This window comes from Streptomyces mexicanus (assembly GCF_902506575.1).
GTDB lineage: Bacteria > Actinomycetota > Actinomycetes > Streptomycetales > Streptomycetaceae > Streptomyces > Streptomyces mexicanus.
In genome coordinates, this window is record NZ_LR732544.1 from 2,133,446 (window position 1) to 2,155,559 (window position 22,114).

The window sequence follows — 22,114 nt, forward strand, 5'->3', positions numbered from 1 at the left end:
TCCCATGACGCCGCCCCCGCCCGAGGCCGGGACCGCCGCGCCGCTGGCCGGGCTCCGCGTGCTGGACCTGGCCACCCTGTTCGCCGGGCCGCTGGCCGCCACGATGCTCGGCGACTTCGGCGCGGACGTCATCAAGGTCGAGCACCCCACCCGGCCCGACCCGGCCCGCGGCCACGGCCCGGCGAAGAACGGCGTCGGCCTGTGGTGGAAGCTGCTGGGCCGCAACAAGCGCACCATCACCCTGGACCTGTCCACGCCCGGCGGCCGGGCCGTGCTGCTGCGGCTGGCCGCCGGCGCCGACGTGATCGTGGAGAACTTCCGCCCCGGCACCCTGGAGAGATGGGACCTGGGCTGGCCGGAGCTGTCCGCGGCCAACCCGCGGCTGGTCCTCGCCCGGGTCACCGCGTTCGGCCAGTTCGGCCCGTACGCCTCCCGGCCCGGTTTCGGCACCCTGGCCGAGGCGCTCAGCGGATTCGCCGCGATCACCGGCGAGCCGGACGGGCCGCCGACGCTGCCGCCGTTCGGGCTCGCCGACTCCATCGCGGGCCTGGCCACGGCGTACGCGGTGATGACCGCGCTGGCCGCGCGCGAGCGCACCGGCACCGGCCAGGTGATCGACATGGCGATCATCGAGCCGATCCTGACCGTCCTCGGCCCGCAGCCCCTGTGGTACGACCAGCTCGGCCACGTCCAGCCGCGCACCGGCAACCGCACCGGCAACAACGCCCCGCGCAACACCTACCGCACCAGCGACGGCACCTGGGTCGCCGTCTCGACCTCCGCGCAGTCCGTGGCCGAACGCGTGCTGCGGCTGGTGGGCCGCCCGGAGCTGATCGACGAGCCGTGGTTCGCCACCGGCGCCGGCCGCGCCGCCCACGCCGACGTGCTCGACGAGGCGGTCGGCGGCTGGATCGCCCGGCACACCCGCACCGAGGTGCTGGCCGCCTTCGACAAGGCCGAGGCGGCGATCGCCCCGGTGCAGGACGTCCGGGACGTGATGGCCGACCCGCAGTACCGGGCGCTGGGCACCCTGACCACGCTGCACGACCCGGAACTGGGCCCGCTGCGGATGCAGAACGTCCTGTTCCGGCTGTCCGCCACCCCGGGCGCGATCCGCTGGGCGGGCCGGCCGCACGGCGCGGACACCGACGCGGTCCTGACCGAGCTGGGCCTCACCCCGAAGGAGCTGGCCGCGCTGCGCGCGGAGGGCGCCCTGTGACGGCCACCGCCCCCTTCCCGCTGACCTGGCTCTACGTCCCCGGTGACCGCCCGCACGTGGTCACCAAGGCCCTCGCCTGCGGCGCCGACGTGGTCGTGGTCGACCTGGAGGACGCGGTCGCCCCCGAGCGCAAGGACTACGCCCGCGCCGCCACCGCCGAACTGCTCACCGAGCCGCCGCCGGTGCCGGTCCACGTCCGGGTCAACCCGGTCGGCACCCCCTCGGCCGCCGCGGACCTGGCGGCGGTCGCGGCCCGGCCGGGGCTCGCCGGGCTGCGGCTGCCGAAGGTGACCTCGCCGCGGCAGGTGGCGTGGGTCGCCGAACACACCGAGCAGGACGGGGTGGACGGCGCGGCGGGCGACGGCTCCGGGCCACCGCTGTACGCCCTGCTGGAGAGCGCGCTGGCTGTCGAGCGCGCCTACGCCATCGCCTCCGCCCACCCGTCGCTGTGCGGCGTCTCGCTCGGCGAGTCCGATCTGCGCGCCGACCTCGGGGTGCGGCACGACGCGGGCCTGGACTGGTGCCGCGCCCGGGTCGTCGTCGCGGCCCGCGCGGCCGGACTCGCCCCGCCCGCGCAGTCCGTGCACCCCGACATCCGGGACCTGGAGGGGCTGGCCGCCTCCTGCGCCCACGGCCGGGCGCTGGGCTTCCTCGGCCGCGCGGCCATCCACCCGCGCCAGCTGCCGATCATCGAGCGCGCCTACCTGCCCACCGACCGGGAGCTGGAGGAGGCCGAGGCGGTCGTCAAGGCCGCCACCGCCGACCGGGGCGCCCAGGCCCTCGCGGACGGCCGCTTCGTCGACGCGGCGGTGGTGGCGGCGGCACAGCGCACCTTGGCGCTGGCCCGCCGCTGGTGAGGACGCACACGGCACGGGCGCATGCGCGGCGGACGGCAAGGGCACACCCGGCACGGGCGCGTGCGCGGCGGACGGCAAGGGCACACACGACACGGACGCATGCGCGCCGGACGGCAAGGGCGCACCCGGGGGCAGGCGCGAGGCCGCACACGGCAAGGGCGCCCCCGGTCCAGGGGCGCCCTGATGCGCGCAAGACGTCCGGCCGCTCTCGGCCCGCACACGGAAACCGTGGCCGCCCGGGCCCTCGCCCGGCCGGCTCTGCCCGGCCCGGCTCAGCCCTTCTTCGCCGAACCGGCGCCGTCCTTGAGTCCGGCGTCCTTGCCTTCGCCGTCCTCGCCCGCGCCGTCCGCGCCGTCCTGACCACCGGCGTCCGCGGGATCGTCCTTCTCCGGGTCCGCGGCCTGCGGGCCGGGCCCGGACGTCTGCGACGCCGCCGTCCCGGCCGGCTGTCGCGCCCGGTCGCCGGAGGCGTCCTCACCGGAGGCATCCTCGGTCCCGGCGCCGACGGCCGTCTCTGTCCCCTCGCCGGGGGCGGAGACGCCCGGCTCGACCTCGGTCTCCCGGCCCGGCCGCTTCTTCGCCGACACCACGATGTAGGTCACCGCGAGCAGGAAGACCAGCAGCGCGGTCCAGTCGTTCAGCCGCAGGCCCAGGATGTGGTGGGCGTCGTCGACGCGCATGTACTCGATCCAGCCGCGTCCCACGCAGTAGGCGGCGACGTACAGCGCGAAGGCCCGGCCATGGCCCAGCCGGAAGCGGCGGTCGGCCCAGATGACCAGCAGGCCGACGCCGACGCACCACAGCGACTCGTACAGGAACGTCGGGTGGTAGTACCCCGGGACGCGGCCGTCGGCCGCCGAGGTGATGTGCAGCGCCCAGGGAACATGCGTCTCACGCCCGTACAGCTCCTGGTTGAACCAGTTGCCCCAGCGGCCGATGGCCTGCGCGAAGGCGATGCCGGGCGCGACCGCGTCGGCGTAGGCGGGCATCGGGATGCCCCGGCGCCGTGCGCCGATCCACGCGCCCAGCGCCCCCAGCGTGATCGCGCCCCAGATGCCGAGGCCGCCCTCCCACACCTTGAAGGCGTCCACCCAGTCACGGCCGTCGCTGAAGTACAGCTCGTAGTCCGTGATCACGTGGTACAGCCGGCCGCCGACCAGGCCGAACGGCACGGCCCAGACCGCGATGTCGGCCACCGTGCCGGCCCGCCCGCCCCGGGCGATCCAGCGCTTGTTGCCGAGCCAGACGGCAACGAAGACGCCGATGATGATGCAGAACGCATAGCCGCGCAGCGGAATCGGTCCGAGGTACAGCACCCCGCGCGACGGGCTGGGAATGTAGGCAAGTTCCATGGCAGGGTCGACGCTACCGCAGCCCGAGCCGGCCCACGGCCCACGGCCCGGCTACGGGTCCATAACAGGCGGCCCGCTCCGCGGCGGCACCGGCGCGGACCGGATCCGTCCCCTCGTCCATTCCTCGTCCCCTCGCTGTGTGCGCTGTTCTCGCTCGCCGCCGCCTCATCCCTTGGCGGCCGCCTCGACCATCTGCTTCAGCTTGGCCGGGGTCATCGTCCGGTCCTGGGCGATGTTCTTGCCGCCCAGCAGGACGGTCGGCGTGCCGGAGAAGTGGCCGGCCTGGAAGGCCGCGTGGGACTTGTCCACCCAGGCGTCGTGGGTGCCGTCGTTCACACACTTCTGGAAGGCCGGGGTGTCCAGGCCGGGGACCTTGCCGGCGAGCTGGATCAGCTTGGCGTTGCTCGCGTAGGCGTCGTCGGTCTCCTTGGGCTGGTTGTCGTACAGCACGTCGTGGTAGGCGGGGAACTTGCCGGCGTCCTGGGCGCAGGCCGCGGCGTTGGCCGCGCGCAGGGAGCCGCTGCCGCCGAGGTTGCCGTCGATCAGCCGGACCAGGTGGTACTCGACCCGGAGCTTGCCGGAGCCGGTCAGCTCGTGGATCGTCGACCGGTACGCCGCCTCGAAGGCCTGGCAGGCCGGGCAGCGGAAGTCCTCCCAGACGGTGAGCGTCGATCTGGCGCCGTCCTTGCCGACGGGGACCGCGAGGCTGTCCTTGCCCTGGGCGCCCGAGGGGGCCACGACCGGGCCGGCGCTGGTCTTCCCGCTCTTGCCGGAGTTCGCCGCGAGCAGGCCGATCACCGTGGCCAGGGCCAGCACGCAGATCACGGTGACGCCCACGATCAGGGTGCGCCGCCGTCGCTCCGCGGACTTCTGCTTCTCGCGCTCGGCCGCCAGCCGCTGCCGGGCGGTGCGCTGTGCGTCATGGTTCTTCTCGCTCACACCACCAGAACGAACCGGGGAGGCGCGGTGCGCCTCCCCGGCCCCAGGTCCACCCCTTCGGGTGACCTGGACGTGCTGTGCGACGGCCTCGCTCACCGTCACGCGATCACAGGTCCCGGGTCACGCGGTCACGCGGTCACGCGGTCACACACGATCGCGCGCGGTCCTGCATGGATCACGCAGGCTCATGCACGGTTCACGCGAGGAGCACGCGGGCTCACGCCTGCCCGCGCACCCCGCTCGCCAGCTCGCCCGCCAGGGCGCGGACCGCCTCGATGCCCGCCGCCTCGTCCGGGGCGTCCAGCATGCGCTTGACGAACGCGGAACCGACGATCACGCCGTCGGCGAAGCCGGCGACCTCGGCGGCCTGGGCGCGGTTGGAGACGCCGAGGCCCACGCAGACGGGCAGTTCGGTGCCGGTGGCCCGGGTGCGCCGCACCAGGTCCTGCGCCTGCGCGCCGACCGACTCGCGGGTGCCGGTGACCCCCATCAGGGAGGCGGCGTAGACGAAGCCGGAGCCGGCCGCGGTGATCTCGGCCAGACGGGCGTCCTTGCTGCTGGGCGCCACGACGAAGACGGTCGCCAGGCCGTGCTTGTCGGCGTGCTCCCGCCACAGCGCCGACTCCTGCACGGGCAGGTCGGGCAGGATGCAGCCGGCGCCGCCCGCCTCGGCCAGCTCGGCGGTGAACCGCTCGACGCCGTAGCGGTCGACGGGGTTCCAGTACGTCATGACGAGGACGGGCTTGCCGGTCGCGGCGTGCGCCTCGCGGACCGTGCGCAGCACGTCGGCGATCTTGACGCCGCCGCGCAGGGCGATGTCGTCGGCGGTCTGGATGACCGGCCCGTCCAGGACCGGGTCGCTGTGCGGCAGGCCCACCTCGACGACGTCCGCGCCGCCGTCGAAGACGGCCTTGATCGCCTCGATGCCGCCGTCCACGGTCGGGAACCCGGCCGGCAGGTAGGCGATGAGCGCGGCGCGCCCTTCCGCCTTCGCCGCGGCGAGGGTGTCCGACAGCAGCTGAATGTTCCCGCTCACTGGGCGTCCCCCTCGATCTCGGCGGTGTCGGCGGCGTCGGCGGCCACCTCGGCGTCGGTGTCGTACAGGCCGAAGTAACGGGCGGCGGTGTCCATGTCCTTGTCGCCGCGGCCGGAGAGGTTGACCACGATCAGCCCGTCGGGGCCCAGCTCACGGCCGACCTCCAGGGCGCCGGCCAGCGCGTGCGCGCTCTCGATGGCCGGGATGATGCCCTCGGTGCGCGACAGCAGGCGCAGGGCCTGCATGGCGGCGTCGTCGGTGACGGCGCGGTACTCGCCGCGGCCGGTGTCCTTCAGGTAGGAGTGCTCCGGGCCGATGCCGGGGTAGTCCAGGCCCGCCGAGATGGAGTACGGCTCGGTGATCTGGCCCTCGTCGTCCTGGAGCACGTAGGAGCGGGAGCCGTGCAGGATGCCCGGTTCGCCCGCGGTCAGCGTGGCCGCGTGCTCGCCGGTGTCGATGCCGTGGCCGGCGGGCTCGCAGCCGATCAGGCGCACGCCCTCGTCGGGGATGAACGCGTGGAACAGGCCGATGGCGTTGGAGCCGCCGCCGACGCAGGCGATCGCGGCGTCCGGGAGGCGGCCGGCGCGCTCCAGGATCTGCCGGCGGGCCTCGACGCCGATGACCCGGTGGAAGTCGCGGACCATGGCCGGGAACGGATGCGGGCCGGCGACGGTGCCGAACAGGTAGTGGGTGTGGTCGACGTTGGCGACCCAGTCGCGGAACGCCTCGTTGATGGCGTCCTTCAGGGTGCGGCTGCCGGACTTCACGGCCACGACCTCGGCGCCGAGCATGCGCATCCGGGCCACGTTCAGGGCCTGGCGCCGGGTGTCGATCTCGCCCATGTAGATCGTGCAGTCCAGCCCGAACAGCGCGCAGGCGGTGGCGGTGGCCACGCCGTGCTGGCCGGCGCCGGTCTCGGCGATCACGCGCGTCTTGCCCATGCGCTTGGTGAGCAGGGCCTGGCCGAGGACGTTGTTGATCTTGTGGGAGCCGGTGTGGTTGAGGTCCTCGCGCTTGAGGAACACCCGGGCACCGCCGGCGTGCTCGGCGAAGCGCGGCACCTCGGTCAGGGCGCTGGGCCGGCCCGTGTAGTGGACGAGCAGGTCGTCCAGTTCTCGGGCGAACTCCGGATCGGCCTTCGCCTTGTCGTAGGCGACGGCGACCTCGTCCACGGCGGCGACGAGCGCCTCCGGGATGAACTTGCCGCCGTAGGCGCCGAAGTAGCCCTCGGCGCTGGGCACCCGCCCCTCGGGGTCGGGGATGAAGAACTCGCTGGGCATGCGGAAACCTCACGGTGAGTGTTGTGAATACCAGTCGCCGTGGGGCCGGGGATGTCAGACGGCCGGGGGCCGTCCGTGGGCGCCGTGCGCCCGGGCGGTCGCGCCGCACCGTGCACAGCACAGCCCCGCGCCCCGCGGGGCGCGCCATCGCATGCCGTTGACCTGGCCCGGCTCGTCACCGATGACGTAGCGCACGCGCCGTCCGTGCACCCGGCGTGCGGGCGCACGGCAGCCACGGGGCCGGCAGCCGCGCGCGAGGCGGGCGTAGCGGTCCGTGGTCGTCGTCACGGTGATCGGGAGTTTCATCGGGCCCCACTCTACCGGGGCTCAGCCACGCCCGTGGCGCAGTGCCGGATGTTCCCCGGCGGCGACCAGGTCGGCGACCGCCGTCTTCGGGTCGCGGCCGGTGACCAGCGACTCGCCGACCAGGACGGCGTCGGCGCCGGCGTTGGCGTAGGCGATCAGGTCGTGCGGGCCGCGGACGCCGGACTCGGCGACCTTGACGATGTGGTCGGGGATCTCCGGGGCGACCCGCTCGAAGGTGTCGCGGTCGACCTCCAGGGTCTTCAGGTTGCGCGCGTTGACGCCGATCACCTTGGCGCCCGCGGCGACCGCGCGTTCCACCTCCTCCTCGTCGTGGACCTCGACGAGCGGGGTGAGCCCGATGGACTCGGCGCGCTCGATCAGCGACTCCAGGGCCGCCTGGTCGAGGGCGGCGACGATGAGCAGGGCGAGGTCGGCGCCGTAGGCCCGGGCCTCCCACAGCTGGTAGGAGGTGACGATGAAGTCCTTGCGCAGCACGGGGATGTCCACGCGGGCGCGGACGGCCTCCAGGTCGGCGAGCGAGCCTCCGAAGCGCCGCTGCTCGGTCAGCACCGAGATGACGGACGCGCCGCCGGCCTCGTAGTCCGCGGCGAGCCCGGCCGGGTCGGCGATCGCGGCCAGCGCGCCCTTGGACGGGCTGGAGCGCTTGACCTCGCAGATCACCTTGACGCCGTCGCCCTTGAGCGCGGCCACCCCGTCCTTGGCGGCCGGAGCCTTGGCCGCGCGCTCCTTGAGCTCGTCGAGGCTGACGCGTGCCTGCCGCTCCGAGAGGTCGGCACGGACTCCGTCGATGATCTCGTCGAGCACACTCACGCGAGCGGCCCCCTTCCAGACGGTGGGATGTTCCGGCGGCCTGACGGTCCCGGCGGCGCCCGCTGACGCCGAACGCGGGGACCCGGTGGATCAGGCGGTCGGAAACAGGTGGTCACTGCGATGGTATCCGCAGCGGGCCCCCGACTTCGCATCCGGCCGTCAGTGGTCCCAATACCTGGACGGATACCTGCTGATCAAGGGTGGAACCAGCCACCGAACGGCAGGTTCCGGACAACGGTGAAGACGGCGGCCACCACGCCCACGCACCACAGCTGCGCGGAGGAGGGCACGAACCGCAGCGGCCGCCCGCGGACCGCGGCCAGCGCCCACAGGGCCCACACGAGGGCGAAGAGCGGGTAGCCGACGGTGGCCAGGGCGTTGTCGTGCAGCGCCGCCAGGAGGTCGCCGTGGACGAAGGCGTGGGCGCTGCGCAGTCCCCCGCAGCCGGGGCAGTAGAGCCCGGTGAAGTGCAGCAGGGGGCAGACGGGGTAGTGGCCGGGCCGGTTGGGGTCCACCGTCCCGACGTAGGCGAAGGCGCCGGCCACCGCGGCCAGCACCCCGGCGGGGACGGCGAGCCGGCCCAGGACGGATGCGGGGCGCATCGGCACCGCCGCCCGGGTGTCGTGCGCATGCCCCGTGCCCGGGCCGGGGACGGGGGCGGGCGGCGCAGCGGGCGGCACCCGGTGACGGTCGCCGTTCACGCACGCATTGTGCCGCGCGGCGCCCGCGGACGCGCGTGAGGGGCGGCACCCGGCCGCCCCTCCCCGTCGGTCGTGGCGGATCCCGCCGTCGTCGCGCGGATCCGCCGAACGGTGCTCAGCTCTTGGCGCCGGCCGGCTCGCGCTGCCCGGCGACCTGGTGCACCGGGTGCTCGTTCTTCTGGCCGAGGCCCATCATGCGCATGATGCCGCCGACGACACCGCCGAGCAGCACGACGCCCATGCCGACCCAGAAGCCGACCGGCTGGGCCATCACCATGAAGGCGCCCGCGACGCAGAAACCGATGAAGGCGATGATGACACCGGTCCAGGCGGCCGGGGTGTGACCGTGGCTGCTGCCCGCCATGACTTGCTCCTCGTTGCTGTGTTGTGTCTGAGCCGGACGCTCGAGGTCCATTGTCCCGTACGCACACGATCGGCGTGAGCGGGGGTGGCACCTCGTGCCCCGCCCGCACGGGGCGCCGGGTACCCCGCGGCGCCGGAACCGCTCAGGCGGGTTCGGTGCCGGTGGGGTCCTCGCCGCGGTCGAGGGCCTTCCACAGGTCCTCGGGGCGGTCCGGGTCGACCGGGCGGGCGCCGCGGGCGCGGGGCGAGGCACCGGCGCGCTCGTAGCGGCCGGACATGGCCGGCCAGCCGCGGCCGTAGCGCAGGGCGAGCAGTCCGGCGAGCAGGATCAGCACCCCGCCCGCGGCGGCCACGTAGGGCCAGCCGGTATGGCTGAGGGAGGCGGCGGTCGCGGCGGTGTCACCGGAGGCCTGCGCGGCCTTCTCGTCGAGCGCGGTGCCGTCGGAGGCGCCGCTCAGGGCCGCGGCGACGGTGCCGGCGCCGGAGAGCGCGAGCAGCGCGGCGACCAGCAGCCTGCCGGAGCGGCGGACGGCGAAGACGGCGGCGAGGGCCGCCAGGCCCACTATGGCGAGCGCCGCGGGCACGCCCGTGACCTCGCTGCCCTTGGCGGTCAGCGGGAAGGCGCCGCCGGCCACCGACGCGGTGCCCTCCGCCCAGCGCTGCCGGGAGGCCAGCAGCGCCACGGCGGCACCGAGCGCGCCGCACAGCAGGGCGACGGCGAGGCTGCGGCGGCCGGACCGGGCGGGGGCGGCGGCTTCGGTACGGGGGTGAGGTACGGCTGTCACGTACTCCACTATCGCGTGCAGGACGGACGAACCGTCACCCGGGGGCCGTGAGATGCGCCCCACTCCGCGGCCCGGACGCGCTCCCCTACGCCCCCAGCCGGTTGGCGGTGTGCACCGCGCGCAGGACGGCGGCCGCCTTGTTGCGGCACTCGGTGTCCTCGGCGACCGGGTCGGAGTCGGCGACGATGCCGGCGCCCGCCTGGACGTAGGCCGTGCCGTCGCGCAGCAGGGCGGTGCGGATGGCGATGGCGGTGTCGGAGTCGCCGGCGAAGTCCAGATAGCCGACGCAGCCGCCGTACAGGCCCCGGCGCGAGGGCTCCAGTTCGTCGATGATCTGCATCGCGCGCGGCTTGGGCGCGCCGGAGAGCGTGCCGGCCGGGAAGCAGGCGGTCAGCACGTCGAAGGCGGTGCGGCCCGCCGCGACGCGGCCGGTGACGGTGGAGACGATGTGCATCACGTGCGAGTAGCGCTCGATGGACATGAAGTCGACGACCTCGACGGAGCCGGGCTCGCACACCCGGCCCAGGTCGTTGCGGCCGAGGTCGACGAGCATCAGGTGCTCGGCGCGCTCCTTGGGGTCGGCGAGGAGTTCCTCGGCGAGGGCCTGGTCCTCCTGCGGGGTGGCGCCGCGCGGCCGGGTGCCGGCGATGGGGTGGAGCATCGCCCGCCCGTCCTCGACCTTGACCAGCGCCTCGGGCGAGGAGCCGACGACGTCGAACCCGTCGAAGCGGAACAGGTACATGTACGGCGACGGATTGGTGGCCCGCAGGACCCGGTAGACGTCCAGGGCGCTCGCCGTGCACGGGGTCTGGAAGCGCTGCGAGGGGACGACCTGGAAGGCCTCGCCCGCGCGGATGCGTTCCTTGACGTCCTCCACGGCCGCCCGGAAGTCCTCGCCGCCCCAGCGGGCGGTGTACTCGGGCAGCTCGGACGGCGGGAGCACGGCGGGCGGCTGGGCGACGGGCCGGGACAGGTCGGCCTCCATCGCGTCCAGGCGGGCGACCGCGTCGGCGTAGGCCTCGTCCACGCCGGTGTCCAGGTCGTTGTGGTTGATCGCGTTGGCGATCAGCAGCACGGTGCCGTCCCAGTGGTCGAGGACGGCGAGGTCGGAGGTGAGCAGCATGGTCAGCTCGGGCAGCTGCAGCTCGTCGTGCTCGCCGGGGCCGATCTTCTCCAGGCGGCGCACGATGTCGTAGCCGAGGTAGCCGACCATGCCGCCGGTGAAGGGCGGCAGGCCCAGGTCGTCGGCGAGGTCGCGGGGCGTGTGCAGGGTCTCGACGGTGGCCCGCAGGGCGGCCAGCGGGTCGCCCTCGACGGGGACGCCGACCGGCGGGGTGCCCAGCCAGTGGGCGCGGCCCTCCCGCTCGGTGAGCGTGGCGGCGCTGCGGACCCCGACGAAGGAGTAGCGGGACCAGGAGCGGCCGTTCTCGGCGGACTCCAGCAGGAAGGTGCCGGGGCGCTCGGCGGCGAGCTTGCGGTAGAGCGCGACGGGGGTGTCGCCGTCGGCGAGGAGCTTGCGGGTGACCGGGATGACCCGTCGGTCGCCGGCCAGCTTGCGGAACGTCTCGAGGTCCATGGCGGCCGACCCTACTGCCGCGCGGCCCGGCCGGCGGGGGCGTCCGCCAGCAGGACGTCGGCGTCGAAGCAGGGGCGGTCGCCGGGGTGGCAGGCGGCGCCGACCTGGTCGACCTTGACCAGCACGGTGTCGCCGTCGCAGTCGAGGGCGACGGACTTGACGTGCTGGACGTGCCCGGAGGTGTCTCCCTTGACCCAGTACTCCCGGCGGCTGCGCGACCAGTAGGTGCAGCGGCCGGTGGTGAGGGTGCGGTGCAGCGCCTCGTCGTCCATCCAGCCGAGCATCAGCACCTCTCCGGTGTCGTACTGCTGGGCGATCGCGGGCAGGAGCCCGTCGGCGCTGCGCTTGAGGCGCGCGGCGATCTCGGGGGCGAGGCTGCTGGGCCGGGGCGTGGGAGACGTGCTGGTCATGGGTGCCATTGTGCCGCGCGGCACCGACAGGGCGGGGGCGCGTCCGGTGTCCGGACGCGCGGGGTGGTCGTAGGCTGACCCCATGTCGACCTTTGCCAAGCGTGAACGGCTGCTGCTCGCCGACCTCTTGGAGACCGCCGGCCCCGACGCGCCGACGCTCTGCGAGGGCTGGCGCACCCGTGACCTGGCCGCGCACGTGGTGGTGCGCGAACGGCGCCCGGACGCGGCGGGGGGCGCGCTGATCAAGCCGCTCGCCGCCCGGCTGGACAAGGGGCTCCAGGAGTACGCGGCCAAGCCGTACGAGGAGCTGATCCAGCTGATCCGCACCGGCCCGCCGCGTTTTTCGCCCTTCCAGCTCAAGCAGGTCGACGAGGCGGCGAACACGGTGGAGTTCTACATCCACGCCGAGGACGTGCGGCGGGCCCAGCCGGACTGGGCGCCGCGCGAGCTGGACCCGGTGTTCCAGGACACCCTGTGGTCCCGCCTGGAGCGCACGGCCCGGCTGCTGGGCCGGGGCGTGCCGACGGGCCTGGTGCTGCGCCGTCCCGACGGCCAGACGGCCGTGGCGCACCGGGGCACGCCGGTGGTGACGGCGACCGGCGAGCCGTCGGAGCTGCTGCTGTTCGCGTTCGGCCGGCAGCGGGCGGCCCGTGTGGAGCTGGAGGGCGAGCCGGACGCGATCGCGACGGTGACGGAGACCAAGCAGCTGGGGTTCTGAGCGGCGGCCGGGCGCGGCCGGTGGCGGCGCACGGCAGCTCGGCGCGGCGCAGCGCCCCGGCCGCCAGGACGACGACCCCGCCCAGCCCGCTCACCGCGGCGCACACCGCGAACACCGGCCCGCTGCCCCAGGCCGCGACCGCGCCGCCGACCAGCGGGAAGGTGAGCGGTGCGACGCCGAACCCGACGAGCGTGACCACCGCGGTGACCCGGCCGATGTAGGCGGCACCGGCCCGCGCCTGGACCAGCGCGCCGGCCAGGGCGCCGGACACCCCGGCGGACAGGCCGACGAGCAGGGCCACCCCCGTCGCCCCCGCCACGGACGGCACCTGGGCGAGGGCCGCGACGGCCGCGGCGCCGAGCAGCGCGGTCAGGGCGAACACCGCGCCCGCGCGGGGCCCCCGGCCGCGCCAGGGGAGCAGCAACGAGGCGGCCCCCGCCCCGGTGCCGAACCCGGCCAGCACCCAGCCCATGCCCGCCGAGCCCCAGCCGCGCTGCTGGGCGAGGACGGTCAGCCCGAGGTTCATCGGGCCGGCGAATCCGAGGTCGCTGAGCGCGGCGGCGAGCACCAGCGGGCCCAGCACGGCGTCCTTGCGGATGTGGCGCAGCCCGTCGCGCAGCTCGGCCGTGACGGCACGCCGCTCCTGCCGCTCGTCAGGCGGCAGCGGCCCGACGCGGACGGTCAGCAGCAGCGGCCAGGACGCGCCGACGAGCAGCGCGGCCAGCCCGAAGGCCCCTGCCGTGCCGCCGAGGGCGACCCCGAGGCCGCCGAGCGGCCCGCCGAGGACGTTGGCGAGGCGGGTGGCCAGGCCGCGCATGCCCTGGACGCGGGCGAGCTGGGCGCGCCCGGTGATCCGGGCGGGCAGGGCGCCGGCGGCGGGCAGGAAGACGGCGTCGACGACCCCGAAGAGGACGGCGACCGCGCCCAGCGTCCACAGCCCGGGGCCGGCGGCGAGCAGCAGCGCGGCGGCGGTCAGGACGAGGCCGCAGCGTACGGCGGTGCTGCCCAGGACGACGCGGCGCGGCCCGTAGCGGTCGGCGACCACTCCCCCGCCCAGCATCAGCAGGGCGCGGGGCAGGGCACTGGCGGCGGTGACCAGGCCGGCCTGGGTGGGGGTGCCGGCCCGCACGGCCGCCCAGGACAGGGCGATGTAGTAGACGTTGTCGCCGACGGCGGAGGAGACGAACGCCCCGAGCCAGCGCAGGACGTTGGGGTCGCGGTGGGCGGCCGCCTCGTGCGGGCGGGCGGCGGGCGCGAGCGTGCCGGTCACGGCGGACGTCCTCTCAGACGCGGAAGGGGAAGCCGTACGTGTGCACCGCGACGTTCTCGCGGCCCTCGGTGTCGCCGGCGGCGACGGCGGCCCGGCCGCGTTCCTCGTACTCGCGGACCAGGTCGTACATGCGCCGCGACAGCTCCGACAGCTCCTGCGGGGTGAGCTTGAGCAGCCACTCGGAGGAGTCGGAGGCCTTGTTCCAGGTCGGGCCCCAGTGGGCCCGCTCGTCGAGGAAGCGCCGGTACATGTCGGCGCGCTGCTCGAAGAACAGGCGGCTGGCGGCGGTGTGGGCGGCGGCCTTCTCGGGGGCGTCGGAGAAGTCCTCGTCGTGGATGGTGACGCCGTCGGAGGCGGGCTGCCACCAGCGTTCCCGGCCGTCCGCGCTCTGTGGCGCCGCCTCCTCGATCAGCCCGTGCTCGGCCAGCTTGCGCAGGTGGTAGCTGACCAATGAGACGGCCTCGTCGACCTGGTCGGCCAGCTGGGAGGCGGTCGCGGTGCGGGCGATCGTCAGCGCCCGGTACAGCTGCATGCGCAGCGGGTGGGCGATCGCCTTGAGCGTGCCCACGTCCTTGATCCGGCTGTCCCTCTTCCTGTCTGCCATGCCCTCACGGTAGATAGGAAAGGAAAGTTGCACAACAGATTTTGCGCAACTTTCCTTTTGTAGATGGGGAAAAGAGAGCCCCGGCCCGCTCACGGCGGGCCGTGTCCTTTACACACATTGCCCCGGCCGCCGACCCCTCCCGGTGTGTATCTGCGGCATTGCCCTAGACTCAGGGCCGAGGGCCGGGTCGGGCGGGTCCCCGCGCACAGTGCGCACGTCAGCGCACGGGATGTCCCGCCCCCCGCAGCGTCTCCTTGACCTGGCCGATGCGCAGGTCGCCGAAGTGGAACACCGAGGCCGCCAGGACGGCGTCCGCGCCCGCCGCGATCGCCGGGGGGAAGTCGGCGAGCTTGCCGGCGCCGCCGGAGGCGATGACCGGGACGGTGACGTGCTTGCGGACGGCGGCGATCATCTCCAGGTCGTAGCCGTCCTTGGTGCCGTCCGCGTCCATGGAGTTGAGCAGGATCTCGCCGGCGCCCAGCTCCGCCGCCCGGTGCGCCCACTCCACCGCGTCGATGCCGGTGCCCCGGCGGCCGCCGTGGGTGGTCACCTCGAAGCTTCCGGACTCGGTGCGGCGGGCGTCGACCGACAGGACCAGCACCTGGCGGCCGAAGCGCTCGGCGATCTCCCGGATCAGGTCGGGGCGGGCGATCGCGGCGGTGTTGACGCCGACCTTGTCGGCGCCCGCGCGCAGCAGCTTGTCCACGTCCTCGGCCGTGCGGACGCCGCCGCCGACCGTCAGCGGGATGAACACCTGCTCGGCGGTGCGGCGCACCACGTCGTAGGTCGTCTCGCGGTTGCCCGAGGACGCGGTGATGTCCAGGAACGTCAGCTCGTCGGCGCCCTCGGCGTCGTACACCTTCGCCATCTCGACGGGGTCGCCCGCGTCGCGCAGGTTCTGGAAGTTGACACCCTTGACGACCCGGCCGTTGTCCACGTCCAGGCAGGGGATGACTCGGACCGCCAGGGTCATGAATCCACGGCTCCTCTGAATGCCTCTAGTTCTACTTCGACCAGGATGCGCGGGTCGACGAAGCCCTCCACGACCAGCAGGGTCGAGACCGGGCGGACGCCGTCGAACAGCTCCTTGTGGGCGCGGCCCACGGCCTCCACGTCGCGGGCGTGGGTCAGGTACGTCCGGGTCCGCAGCACCGACTCGGGACCGAGCCCGAACTCCGCGATCGCCTCCAGGGCGCTGGTGAAGGCCACCTTGGCCTGTTCGTACGGGTCGCCCTCCCCGTAGAGCACGCTGCCCTTGAAGGACGTCGTGCCCGCCACCAGCACCCGGTCGCCCGCCGCGACGGCGCGTGCGAAACCGAAACTCTCTTCCCAGGGACTTCCGCTCTGCACCCGCCGCACGGCTTCGCTCATGACGACACAGCCTCCAAGGCCTCTTCCAGAGTGAACGCCTTCGCGTACAGCGCCTTCCCGACAATGGCGCCCTCGACACCGAGCGGGACCAGGCCGGCGATGGCGCGCAGGTCGTCCAGGGACGACACGCCTCCGGAGGCGACCACCGGGCGGTCCGTCGCCGCGCAGACGTCCTTCAGCAGCTGCAGGTTGGGGCCCTGCAGGGTGCCGTCCTTGGCGATGTCGGTGACGACGTAGCGGGCGCAGCCCTCCTTGTTCAGGCGCTCCAGCGTCTCGTACAGGTCACCGCCGTCACGGGTCCAGCCGCGCCCGCGCAGGGTGGTGCCGCGCACGTCCAGGCCGACGGCGATCCTGTCGCCGTGCTCGGCGATGACCTTGGCGACCCACTCGGGGGTCTCCAGGGCGGCGGTGCCGAGGTTGACGCGGGTGCAGCCGGTGGCCAGGGCGGCGGCGAGGGTGTCGTCGTCGCGGATGCCGCCGGACAGCTCCACCTTGATGTCCATGGCCCGGGTGACCTCGGCGATCAGCGCGCGGTTGTCACCGGTGCCGAAGGCGGCGTCCAGGTCGACCAGGTGCAGCCACTCGGCGCCCGCGCGCTGCCACGCCAGGGCGGCCTCCAGCGGGGAGCCGTAGGAGGTCTCCGTCCCGGACTCGCCGTGCACCAGGCGGACGGCCTGGCCGTCGCGGACGTCGACGGCGGGGAGGAGTTCGAGCTTCGAAGCCATCACAGGGTTCCGATCCAGTTGTTCAGCAGCTGCGCTCCGGCGTCGCCGGACTTCTCGGGGTGGAACTGGGTGGCCCACAGGACGCCGTTCTCCACGGCGGCCACGAAGGGCTTGCCGTGCGTCGCCCAGGTCACCTTGGGGGCGTGCATCGCCGGGTTGTGCGTCTCCATGTTCCAGTCGTGGACGGCGTAGGAGTGCACGAAGTAGAAGCGGGCGTCGGCGTCCAGGCCGGCGAACAGCTCCGAGTCGGCCGGTGCCTCGACGGTGTTCCAGCCCATGTGCGGCACGACGTCCGCCTCCAGGGGGGCGACCGTGCCGGGCCACTCGTCCAGGCCCTCGGCCTCCTCGCCGTGCTCGATGCCGCGCGCGAAGAGGATCTGCATGCCGACGCAGATGCCCATCACCGGGCGCCCGCCGGACAGCCGGCGGTCGATGATCCAGTCGCCGCGGGCCTGCTTCAGGCCGCGCATGCAGGCGGCGAAGGCGCCGACGCCGGGCACCAGCAGCCCGTCGGCGTTCATCGCCGCGTCGAAGTCGCGGGTGATCTCGACCTCGGCGCCGGTGCGGGCCAGCGCCCGCTCGGCGGAGCGGACGTTGCCGAAGCCGTAGTCGAAGACGACGACCTTCTTCGGCGTGCTCATCAGCTCCACACCTCCAATCGCATCACGCCGGCGACCAGGCACATGGCGGCGCCGATCGACAGCAGCACGATCAGGCTCCTCGGCATCTTCTGCTTGACGAAGGAGATGATGCCGCCGACCAGAAACAGGCCGACGACGATCAGGACGGTGGACAGACCGTTCATGGCTTTACAGCGCGCCCTTCGTCGAGGGCAGGATGCCCGCCGCGCGCGGGTCCCGCTCGCTGGCGTAGCGCAGCGCCCGCGCCAGCGCCTTGAACTGGCACTCCACGATGTGGTGGGCGTTGCGCCCGTAGGGCACGTGCACGTGCAGGGCGACCTGGGCCTGGGCGACGAAGGACTCCAGGATGTGCCGGGTCATGGTGGTGTCGTACTCGCCGATCATCGGCGCCATGTTCTCCGGCTCGGTGTGCACCAGGTAGGGGCGGCCGGAGAGGTCGACGGTGACCTGGGCGAGGGACTCGTCCAGCGGGACCGTGCAGTTGCCGAAGCGGTAGATGCCCACCTTGTCGCCGAGGGCCTGCTTGAAGGCGGCGCCCAGCGCGAGGGCGGTGTCCTCGATGGTGTGGTGGGAGTCGATGTGCAGGTCGCCGTCGGTCTTCACGGTCAGGTCGAACAGTCCGTGGCGGCCGAGCTGGTCGAGCATGTGGTCGTAGAAGCCGACGCCGGTGGCGATGTCGGTCTTCCCGGTGCCGTCGAGGTCGATCTCGACCAGGACGGAGGTCTCCTTGGTGGTGCGCTCCACGCGCCCGACGCGGGTCATCCGCTCTGCTCCTGTTCCTTCTTCAGATCGCGTACCGCATCGAGGAACGCGTCGTTCTCCGCGGGGGTCCCGGCCGTCACCCGCAGCCATCCCGGCACACCGTTGTCCCGGACCAGGACGCCCCGGTCGAGAATGCTGCGCCAGGCGTCGTGGGCGTCGGCGAAACGGCCGAACTGGACGAAGTTGGCGTCCGACTCGGTCACGTCGTAGCCGATCGCGCGCAGTTCGGCGGCCAGCCGGTCGCGTTCCTGCTTGAGCTGCTCGACGTACTTCAGCAGCGTGTCGGTGTGCTCCAGGGCGGCCAGCGCGGTGACCTGGGTGATCGCCGACAGGTGGTAGGGCAGCCGGACCAGCTGGACGGCGTCCACGACGGCCGGGTCCGCGGCGAGGTAGCCCAGGCGCAGCCCGGCGGCGCCGAACGCCTTGGACATGGTGCGCGAGACCACCAGGTGCGGGCGGCCCTCCAGCAGCGGCAGCAGCGAGGCGCCGTGGCTGAACTCGACGTACGCCTCGTCGACGATCACCATGGACGGCTTCGCCGCCTGCGCGGCCTCGTACAGCGCGATCACCGTCTCGCGCGGGACCGCGTTGCCGGTGGGGTTGTTGGGGGTGGTGATGAAGACGACGTCCGGCTTGTGCTCGGCGATCGCCTCCTCGGCGGCGGCGAGGTCGATCGTGAAGTCCTCGCGCCGGGGCCCGGAGATCCAGCCGGTGCCCGTGCCGCGCGCGATGAGCGCGTGCATCGAGTACGACGGCTCGAAGCCGATCGCGGTGCGGCCGGGGCCGCCGAAGGCCTGCAGCAGCTGCTGGATGACCTCGTTGGAGCCGTTGGCCGCCCAGACGTTCGCCACGCCGACCCGGTGGCCGCCGGTCTTGGTCAGGTACTCGGCGAGTGCGGTGCGCAGCTCCACCGCGTCCCGGTCCGGGTAGCGGTTCAGGCCGCGGGCGGCCTCCCGCACCCGCTCGGCGATCCGCTCGACCAGCGGCTCGGGCAGCGGATAGGGGTTCTCGTTGGTGTTCAGCCGTACGGGGACGTCCAGCTGGGGCGCCCCGTAGGGGGACTGGCCGCGCAGCTCGTCGCGCACGGGGAGATCGTCGATCCGCACGTCGCTCACTTGCTCTCGGGTACCTTCCAGCCGAACCTCGCCTTGACCGCCGCACCGTGCGCCGGCAGGTCCTCCGCCTCCGCCAGCGTCACCACGTGGTGGGCGACCTCGGCGAGGGCGTCGCGGGTGTAGTCGACGATGTGGATGCCGCGCAGGAAGGACTGCACGGACAGGCCGGAGGAGTGGCAGGCGCAGCCGCCGGTGGGCAGGACGTGGTTGGAGCCGGCCGCGTAGTCGCCGAGGGAGACCGGCGCCCACGGGCCGACGAAGATCGCGCCGGCGTTGCGCACCCGCTCGGCGACCGCGGCGGCGTCGGCGGTCTGGATCTCCAGGTGCTCGGCGCCGTAGGCGTCGACCACCTTCAGGCCCTCCTCGATCCCGTCGACCAGGACGATCGCGGACTGCTTGCCGGACAGCGCCGGGCGGATCCGGTCCTCGACGTGCTTGGTGGCCGCGACCTGGGGCTGAAGCTCCTTGTCCACCGCGTCCGCCAGCTCCACGGAGTCGGTGACCAGGACGGCGGCGGCCAACGGGTCGTGCTCGGCCTGGCTGATCAGGTCGGAGGCGACGTGCACCGGGTCGGCGGTGGAGTCGGCGAGGATCGCGATCTCGGTGGGGCCGGCCTCGGCGTCGATGCCGATCCTGCCGGTGAAGTAGCGCTTGGCGGCGGCGACCCAGATGTTGCCCGGGCCGGTGACCATGTTCGCGGGCGGGCAGGACTCGGTGCCGTAGGCGAACATCGCCACGGCGGTGGCGCCGCCCGCGGCGTACACCTCGTCCACGCCGAGCAGGGCGCAGGCGGCCAGGATCGTCGGGTGCGGCAGGCCGCCGAACTCGGCCTGGGCCGGGGAGGCGAGCGCGATGGACTCGACACCGGCCTCCTGGGCGGGCACGACGTTCATGACCACGGAGGACGGGTAGACCGAGCGGCCGCCGGGCGCGTACAGCCCGACGCGCTGCACCGGCACCCACTTCTCGGTGACCGAGCCGCCGGGCACCACCTGGGTGGTGTGCGCGGTGCGGCGCTGTGCGCGGTGGACGAGCCGGGCGCGGCGGATGGACTCCTCCAGGGCGGCGCGTACGGCCGGGTCGAGCCGGTCGAGCGCGTCCTTCAGCGCCTGCTCCGGGACCCGGACGGATTCCAGCCGTACGCCGTCGAACTGCTCGGCGAAGTCGATCAGCGCCGCGTCGCCGCGATGATGCACGGCCTCGCAGATCGGACGCACCTTCTCCAGGGCGGCCGCGACGTCGAAGTCGGCTCGGGGCAGCAGGTCGCGCAGGGCGGGGCCCTCGGGGAGGGCGTCGCCGCGCAGATCGATTCGGGCCAGAGGAAGAGATTGCAGCACGACTCCAATTCTCTCAGACGGCGCTCGCGTCCCGTTCGCCTGTATCAATGGCTGATACAGAACCCCTCCACAGGCGTATTCCGGCCTTCCTCCGATTCCGGACGATCCCCTTCACGCAACGCGTTCAGAGCGTCACCCAGCGGGCATCACCGGAGGTACGAAGCGGCAGAACTCACGGGTAGCGGGGAAAGAAGGGAAGAACCGTGACAGAGGTGACCGGCGTCCGCGCCGGGGACCTGCCGGACGACCTGACCGCCGTCGAGGCCGGGATGTGGCAGGCCTTCCGCAACGGCAGCGTGTACGACCTGCGCAGCGGGGACGCGATGGTGGACGACCCGCACGGCGGGCATCCCTGGGGACCCGAACGGACGGTGCGCGGGCGTGTCGTGTGCTGGCTGCTGCTGGACGGGCCGCCCGCGCTGGCCGGGCGGGTGTCGGCGCTGAAGCTGACCGGGCTGCGGATCGTGGGCTCCCTGGACCTGGCCGGCGGCACGGTGGTGCCGTACGTGGAGATGAACGGCTGCCGCTTCGACGAGGAGGTGCTGCTGCCCGAGGCCCGCCTGACCACGGTGCGGCTGGTGAACTGCGCGGTGCCCCGGCTGGAGGCGGCCCGCCTGCACACCGAGGGCGACCTGCACCTGCCCCGCTGCCGCTTCCAGCGCGGGATACGGCTGACCGACGCGCACATCGGCCCGGACCTGCTGCTCAACCAGGCCGTCGTGCACCGTGACCGGGCCGGCCGCTCCATCGCGGCGGACGGGATGACGGTCGGGCAGGACCTGCAGGCGGAGCTGTTGCAGGCGCACGGCGAGATCAGCCTGCGCAGCGCCACGATCGGCGTGTCGCTCAGCCTGCGCGGGGCGCGGCTGGCCGGCCCGTACACGCGGTACGCGCTCAACGCCCCGCAGCTGACCGTCGGGCGCACGCTCTACCTGACCCCGGCGGGCGTCGGCGGCTCGCAGCTGAGCTGGGTGACGCCCGAGCGCGGGACGCGGATCCAGCCCTTCGTCAGCCGGGGCGGGGTGCGGCTGGACGACGGGCGGTTCGGCGAGGCGGTGGACCTGGGGCAGGCCCGCTTCGACCTCACCGACCGGCAGGAGCTGTCGCTGCGCCGGGTGCAGACCACCGAGCTGCGCTTTTTGTGCGAGCGGCCGCGGCGCGGCCAGGTGCTGCTGTCCGGGGCGCGGGTCGTCACGCTCGTCGACCGGGCCGGCAGCTGGCCCGGCCGCGGCGGGTTGCACATGGGCGGCTTCTTCTACGAGAACCTGGTGCCGCGCGGGCCGTTCCCGCTGGCCGCGCGCCTGGCCTGGGTGGCGGCGGCCACCGCGGAGTACAACCCGGAGCCGTACGAGCGGCTGGCCGCAGTGCTGCGGGAGGCCGGCGAGGACGAGGACGCGCGCGAGGTACTGCTGGCCAAGCAGCGCCGCCGCCGCGAGACCCTGCCACCGGCCGGCAAGCTGTGGGGCTACGTCCAGGACGTCACCGTGGCCTACGGCTACCGGCCCGCCCGGGCGGCGGTGTGGATGGCGGGGTTGTGGGCGGCCGGTTCGCTGGCCTTCGCACACGCGGCCCATCCCCCGGCCACGCCCGGCGACCGCCCCGACTGGAACCCGTCGCTGTTCGCCCTGGACCTGCTGCTGCCGGTGGTGGACCTGAACCAGGCGAGCGAGTGGCACGTGAGCGGCGCCTGGCAGTGGCTGGCGGCGGCGATGGTCCTGCTGGGCTGGGTGCTGGCGACGACGGTGACGGCGGGGGCGACCCGGATGCTGCGGCGGAACTAGCTGCGACCCGGATGCCGCGACGGAACCAACTGCGGCCCGGATGCCGCGACGGAACCAGCTGCGGCGCGACCGGGTGCGCTCCGGCGCGGACCGGGCGGCCACAGAGTCCTTGAACTCTCATCTTTTTACTCCGTC

24 protein-coding genes and 1 pseudogene are annotated in these 22,114 nt (G+C 73.8%); 4 read left to right on the plus strand and 21 right to left on the minus strand.

The genetic code is table 11. From position 1 onward, the window contains the following. Positions 1 to 4 precede the first annotated feature (4 nt). The gene (locus GV126_RS09555) at positions 5 to 1,219 is read left to right on the plus strand and encodes a CaiB/BaiF CoA transferase family protein (protein ID WP_159664433.1); all 1,215 of its coding nucleotides are present in this window, start codon (positions 5 to 7) and stop codon (positions 1,217 to 1,219) included. Continuing rightward, complete coding sequence (locus tag GV126_RS09560) at positions 1,216 to 2,076, plus strand: HpcH/HpaI aldolase/citrate lyase family protein (protein WP_159664435.1); 861 nt, start codon at positions 1,216 to 1,218, stop codon at positions 2,074 to 2,076. Before GV126_RS09555 ends, GV126_RS09560 begins: the two co-directional genes overlap by 4 nt. A gap of 272 nt (positions 2,077 to 2,348) precedes the next feature. Here GV126_RS09560 and lgt read toward each other — a convergent pair whose 3' ends face one another. The 11 genes from lgt to hisI form a co-directional block, all read right to left on the minus strand. Continuing rightward, positions 2,349 to 3,428: a prolipoprotein diacylglyceryl transferase gene (lgt, locus tag GV126_RS09565; protein ID WP_159664437.1), complete on the minus strand. Its 1,080-nt coding sequence runs from the start codon at positions 3,426 to 3,428 to the stop codon at positions 2,349 to 2,351. Positions 3,429 to 3,593: 165 nt separating this feature from the next. After that, entirely contained in the window at positions 3,594 to 4,367 is a 774-nt protein-coding gene (locus GV126_RS09570; RefSeq protein WP_159664439.1) for a DsbA family protein, read from the minus strand. 217 nt (positions 4,368 to 4,584) lie between these two features. Beyond that, the gene (gene trpA, locus GV126_RS09575; RefSeq protein WP_159664441.1) at positions 4,585 to 5,403 is read right to left on the minus strand and encodes a tryptophan synthase subunit alpha; all 819 of its coding nucleotides are present in this window, start codon (positions 5,401 to 5,403) and stop codon (positions 4,585 to 4,587) included. After that, the gene (gene trpB / locus GV126_RS09580; RefSeq protein ID WP_159664443.1) at positions 5,400 to 6,683 is read right to left on the minus strand and encodes a tryptophan synthase subunit beta; all 1,284 of its coding nucleotides are present in this window, start codon (positions 6,681 to 6,683) and stop codon (positions 5,400 to 5,402) included. Before trpB ends, trpA begins: the two co-directional genes overlap by 4 nt. Positions 6,684 to 6,737: 54 nt before the next feature. Continuing rightward, on the minus strand, positions 6,738 to 6,989 hold the full coding sequence (gene trpM / locus GV126_RS09585) for a tryptophan biosynthesis modulator TrpM (RefSeq protein ID WP_236569933.1): 252 nt from the start codon (positions 6,987 to 6,989) through the stop codon (positions 6,738 to 6,740). Between the two features lie 21 nt (positions 6,990 to 7,010). Continuing rightward, complete coding sequence (gene trpC, locus GV126_RS09590) at positions 7,011 to 7,820, minus strand: indole-3-glycerol phosphate synthase TrpC (protein ID WP_028422565.1); 810 nt, start codon at positions 7,818 to 7,820, stop codon at positions 7,011 to 7,013. Positions 7,821 to 8,014: 194 nt separating this feature from the next. Then, positions 8,015 to 8,422, minus strand: coding sequence for a DUF2752 domain-containing protein (locus GV126_RS09595; RefSeq protein ID WP_159673480.1), 408 nt, complete (start codon positions 8,420 to 8,422; stop codon positions 8,015 to 8,017). Between the two features lie 214 nt (positions 8,423 to 8,636). Next, on the minus strand, positions 8,637 to 8,885 hold the full coding sequence (locus GV126_RS09600; RefSeq protein WP_159664445.1) for an HGxxPAAW family protein: 249 nt from the start codon (positions 8,883 to 8,885) through the stop codon (positions 8,637 to 8,639). A 142-nt stretch (positions 8,886 to 9,027) separates the two neighbouring features. Continuing rightward, positions 9,028 to 9,678 (minus strand): TIGR02234 family membrane protein, encoded by a 651-nt coding sequence (locus GV126_RS09605; protein WP_159664447.1) that lies wholly within the window; start codon positions 9,676 to 9,678, stop codon positions 9,028 to 9,030. 76 nt (positions 9,679 to 9,754) lie between these two features. Beyond that, entirely contained in the window at positions 9,755 to 11,245 is a 1,491-nt protein-coding gene (locus GV126_RS09610; protein ID WP_159664449.1) for an anthranilate synthase component I, read from the minus strand. Positions 11,246 to 11,256: 11 nt separating this feature from the next. After that, positions 11,257 to 11,664 carry a phosphoribosyl-AMP cyclohydrolase gene (gene hisI / locus GV126_RS09615; RefSeq protein WP_438947874.1) on the minus strand — a complete coding sequence of 136 codons (408 nt, stop codon included), beginning with the start codon at positions 11,662 to 11,664 and terminating at the stop codon, positions 11,257 to 11,259. Between the two features lie 73 nt (positions 11,665 to 11,737). Here hisI and GV126_RS09620 point away from each other — a divergent pair, with 73 nt between their 5' ends. Further along, complete coding sequence (locus GV126_RS09620) at positions 11,738 to 12,373, plus strand: TIGR03085 family metal-binding protein (RefSeq protein WP_159664453.1); 636 nt, start codon at positions 11,738 to 11,740, stop codon at positions 12,371 to 12,373. A 31-nt stretch (positions 12,374 to 12,404) separates the two neighbouring features. Here GV126_RS09620 and GV126_RS09625 read toward each other — a convergent pair. The 10 genes and pseudogenes from GV126_RS09625 to hisD form a co-directional block, all read right to left on the minus strand. Then, positions 12,405 to 13,643 (minus strand): annotated as a pseudogene (locus GV126_RS09625) (MFS transporter); the annotation flags it as partial. A gap of 13 nt (positions 13,644 to 13,656) precedes the next feature. Then, complete coding sequence (locus GV126_RS09630) at positions 13,657 to 14,247, minus strand: ArsR/SmtB family transcription factor (RefSeq protein WP_159664455.1); 591 nt, start codon at positions 14,245 to 14,247, stop codon at positions 13,657 to 13,659. A gap of 217 nt (positions 14,248 to 14,464) precedes the next feature. Next, on the minus strand, positions 14,465 to 15,220 hold the full coding sequence (gene hisF / locus GV126_RS09635; RefSeq protein ID WP_028422556.1) for an imidazole glycerol phosphate synthase subunit HisF: 756 nt from the start codon (positions 15,218 to 15,220) through the stop codon (positions 14,465 to 14,467). Beyond that, positions 15,217 to 15,618, minus strand: a complete 402-nt coding sequence (locus GV126_RS09640; RefSeq protein ID WP_159664457.1) for a RidA family protein — start codon at positions 15,616 to 15,618, stop codon at positions 15,217 to 15,219. The genes hisF and GV126_RS09640 overlap by 4 nt, the downstream gene beginning before the upstream one ends. After that, on the minus strand, positions 15,615 to 16,343 hold the full coding sequence (priA, locus tag GV126_RS09645; protein ID WP_159664459.1) for a bifunctional 1-(5-phosphoribosyl)-5-((5-phosphoribosylamino)methylideneamino)imidazole-4-carboxamide isomerase/phosphoribosylanthranilate isomerase PriA: 729 nt from the start codon (positions 16,341 to 16,343) through the stop codon (positions 15,615 to 15,617). Before priA ends, GV126_RS09640 begins: the two co-directional genes overlap by 4 nt. Then, positions 16,343 to 16,984 (minus strand): imidazole glycerol phosphate synthase subunit HisH, encoded by a 642-nt coding sequence (gene hisH / locus GV126_RS09650; protein WP_159664460.1) that lies wholly within the window; start codon positions 16,982 to 16,984, stop codon positions 16,343 to 16,345. Before hisH ends, priA begins: the two co-directional genes overlap by 1 nt. Further along, the gene (locus GV126_RS35705) at positions 16,984 to 17,148 is read right to left on the minus strand and encodes a CG2302 family histidine operon protein (protein WP_028422552.1); all 165 of its coding nucleotides are present in this window, start codon (positions 17,146 to 17,148) and stop codon (positions 16,984 to 16,986) included. Before GV126_RS35705 ends, hisH begins: the two co-directional genes overlap by 1 nt. Positions 17,149 to 17,152: 4 nt before the next feature. Next, positions 17,153 to 17,746 carry an imidazoleglycerol-phosphate dehydratase HisB gene (hisB, locus tag GV126_RS09655; protein WP_028422551.1) on the minus strand — a complete coding sequence of 198 codons (594 nt, stop codon included), beginning with the start codon at positions 17,744 to 17,746 and terminating at the stop codon, positions 17,153 to 17,155. After that, entirely contained in the window at positions 17,743 to 18,861 is a 1,119-nt protein-coding gene (locus GV126_RS09660; protein ID WP_159664461.1) for a histidinol-phosphate transaminase, read from the minus strand. Before GV126_RS09660 ends, hisB begins: the two co-directional genes overlap by 4 nt. Beyond that, positions 18,858 to 20,180 (minus strand): histidinol dehydrogenase, encoded by a 1,323-nt coding sequence (gene hisD, locus GV126_RS09665; RefSeq protein ID WP_159673482.1) that lies wholly within the window; start codon positions 20,178 to 20,180, stop codon positions 18,858 to 18,860. The genes GV126_RS09660 and hisD overlap by 4 nt, the downstream gene beginning before the upstream one ends. 221 nt (positions 20,181 to 20,401) lie before the next feature. Between hisD and GV126_RS09670 the strand changes: the two genes are divergently transcribed. Beyond that, positions 20,402 to 21,979, plus strand: a complete 1,578-nt coding sequence (locus tag GV126_RS09670; RefSeq protein WP_159664462.1) for an oxidoreductase — start codon at positions 20,402 to 20,404, stop codon at positions 21,977 to 21,979. Positions 21,980 to 22,114 lie beyond the last annotated feature (135 nt).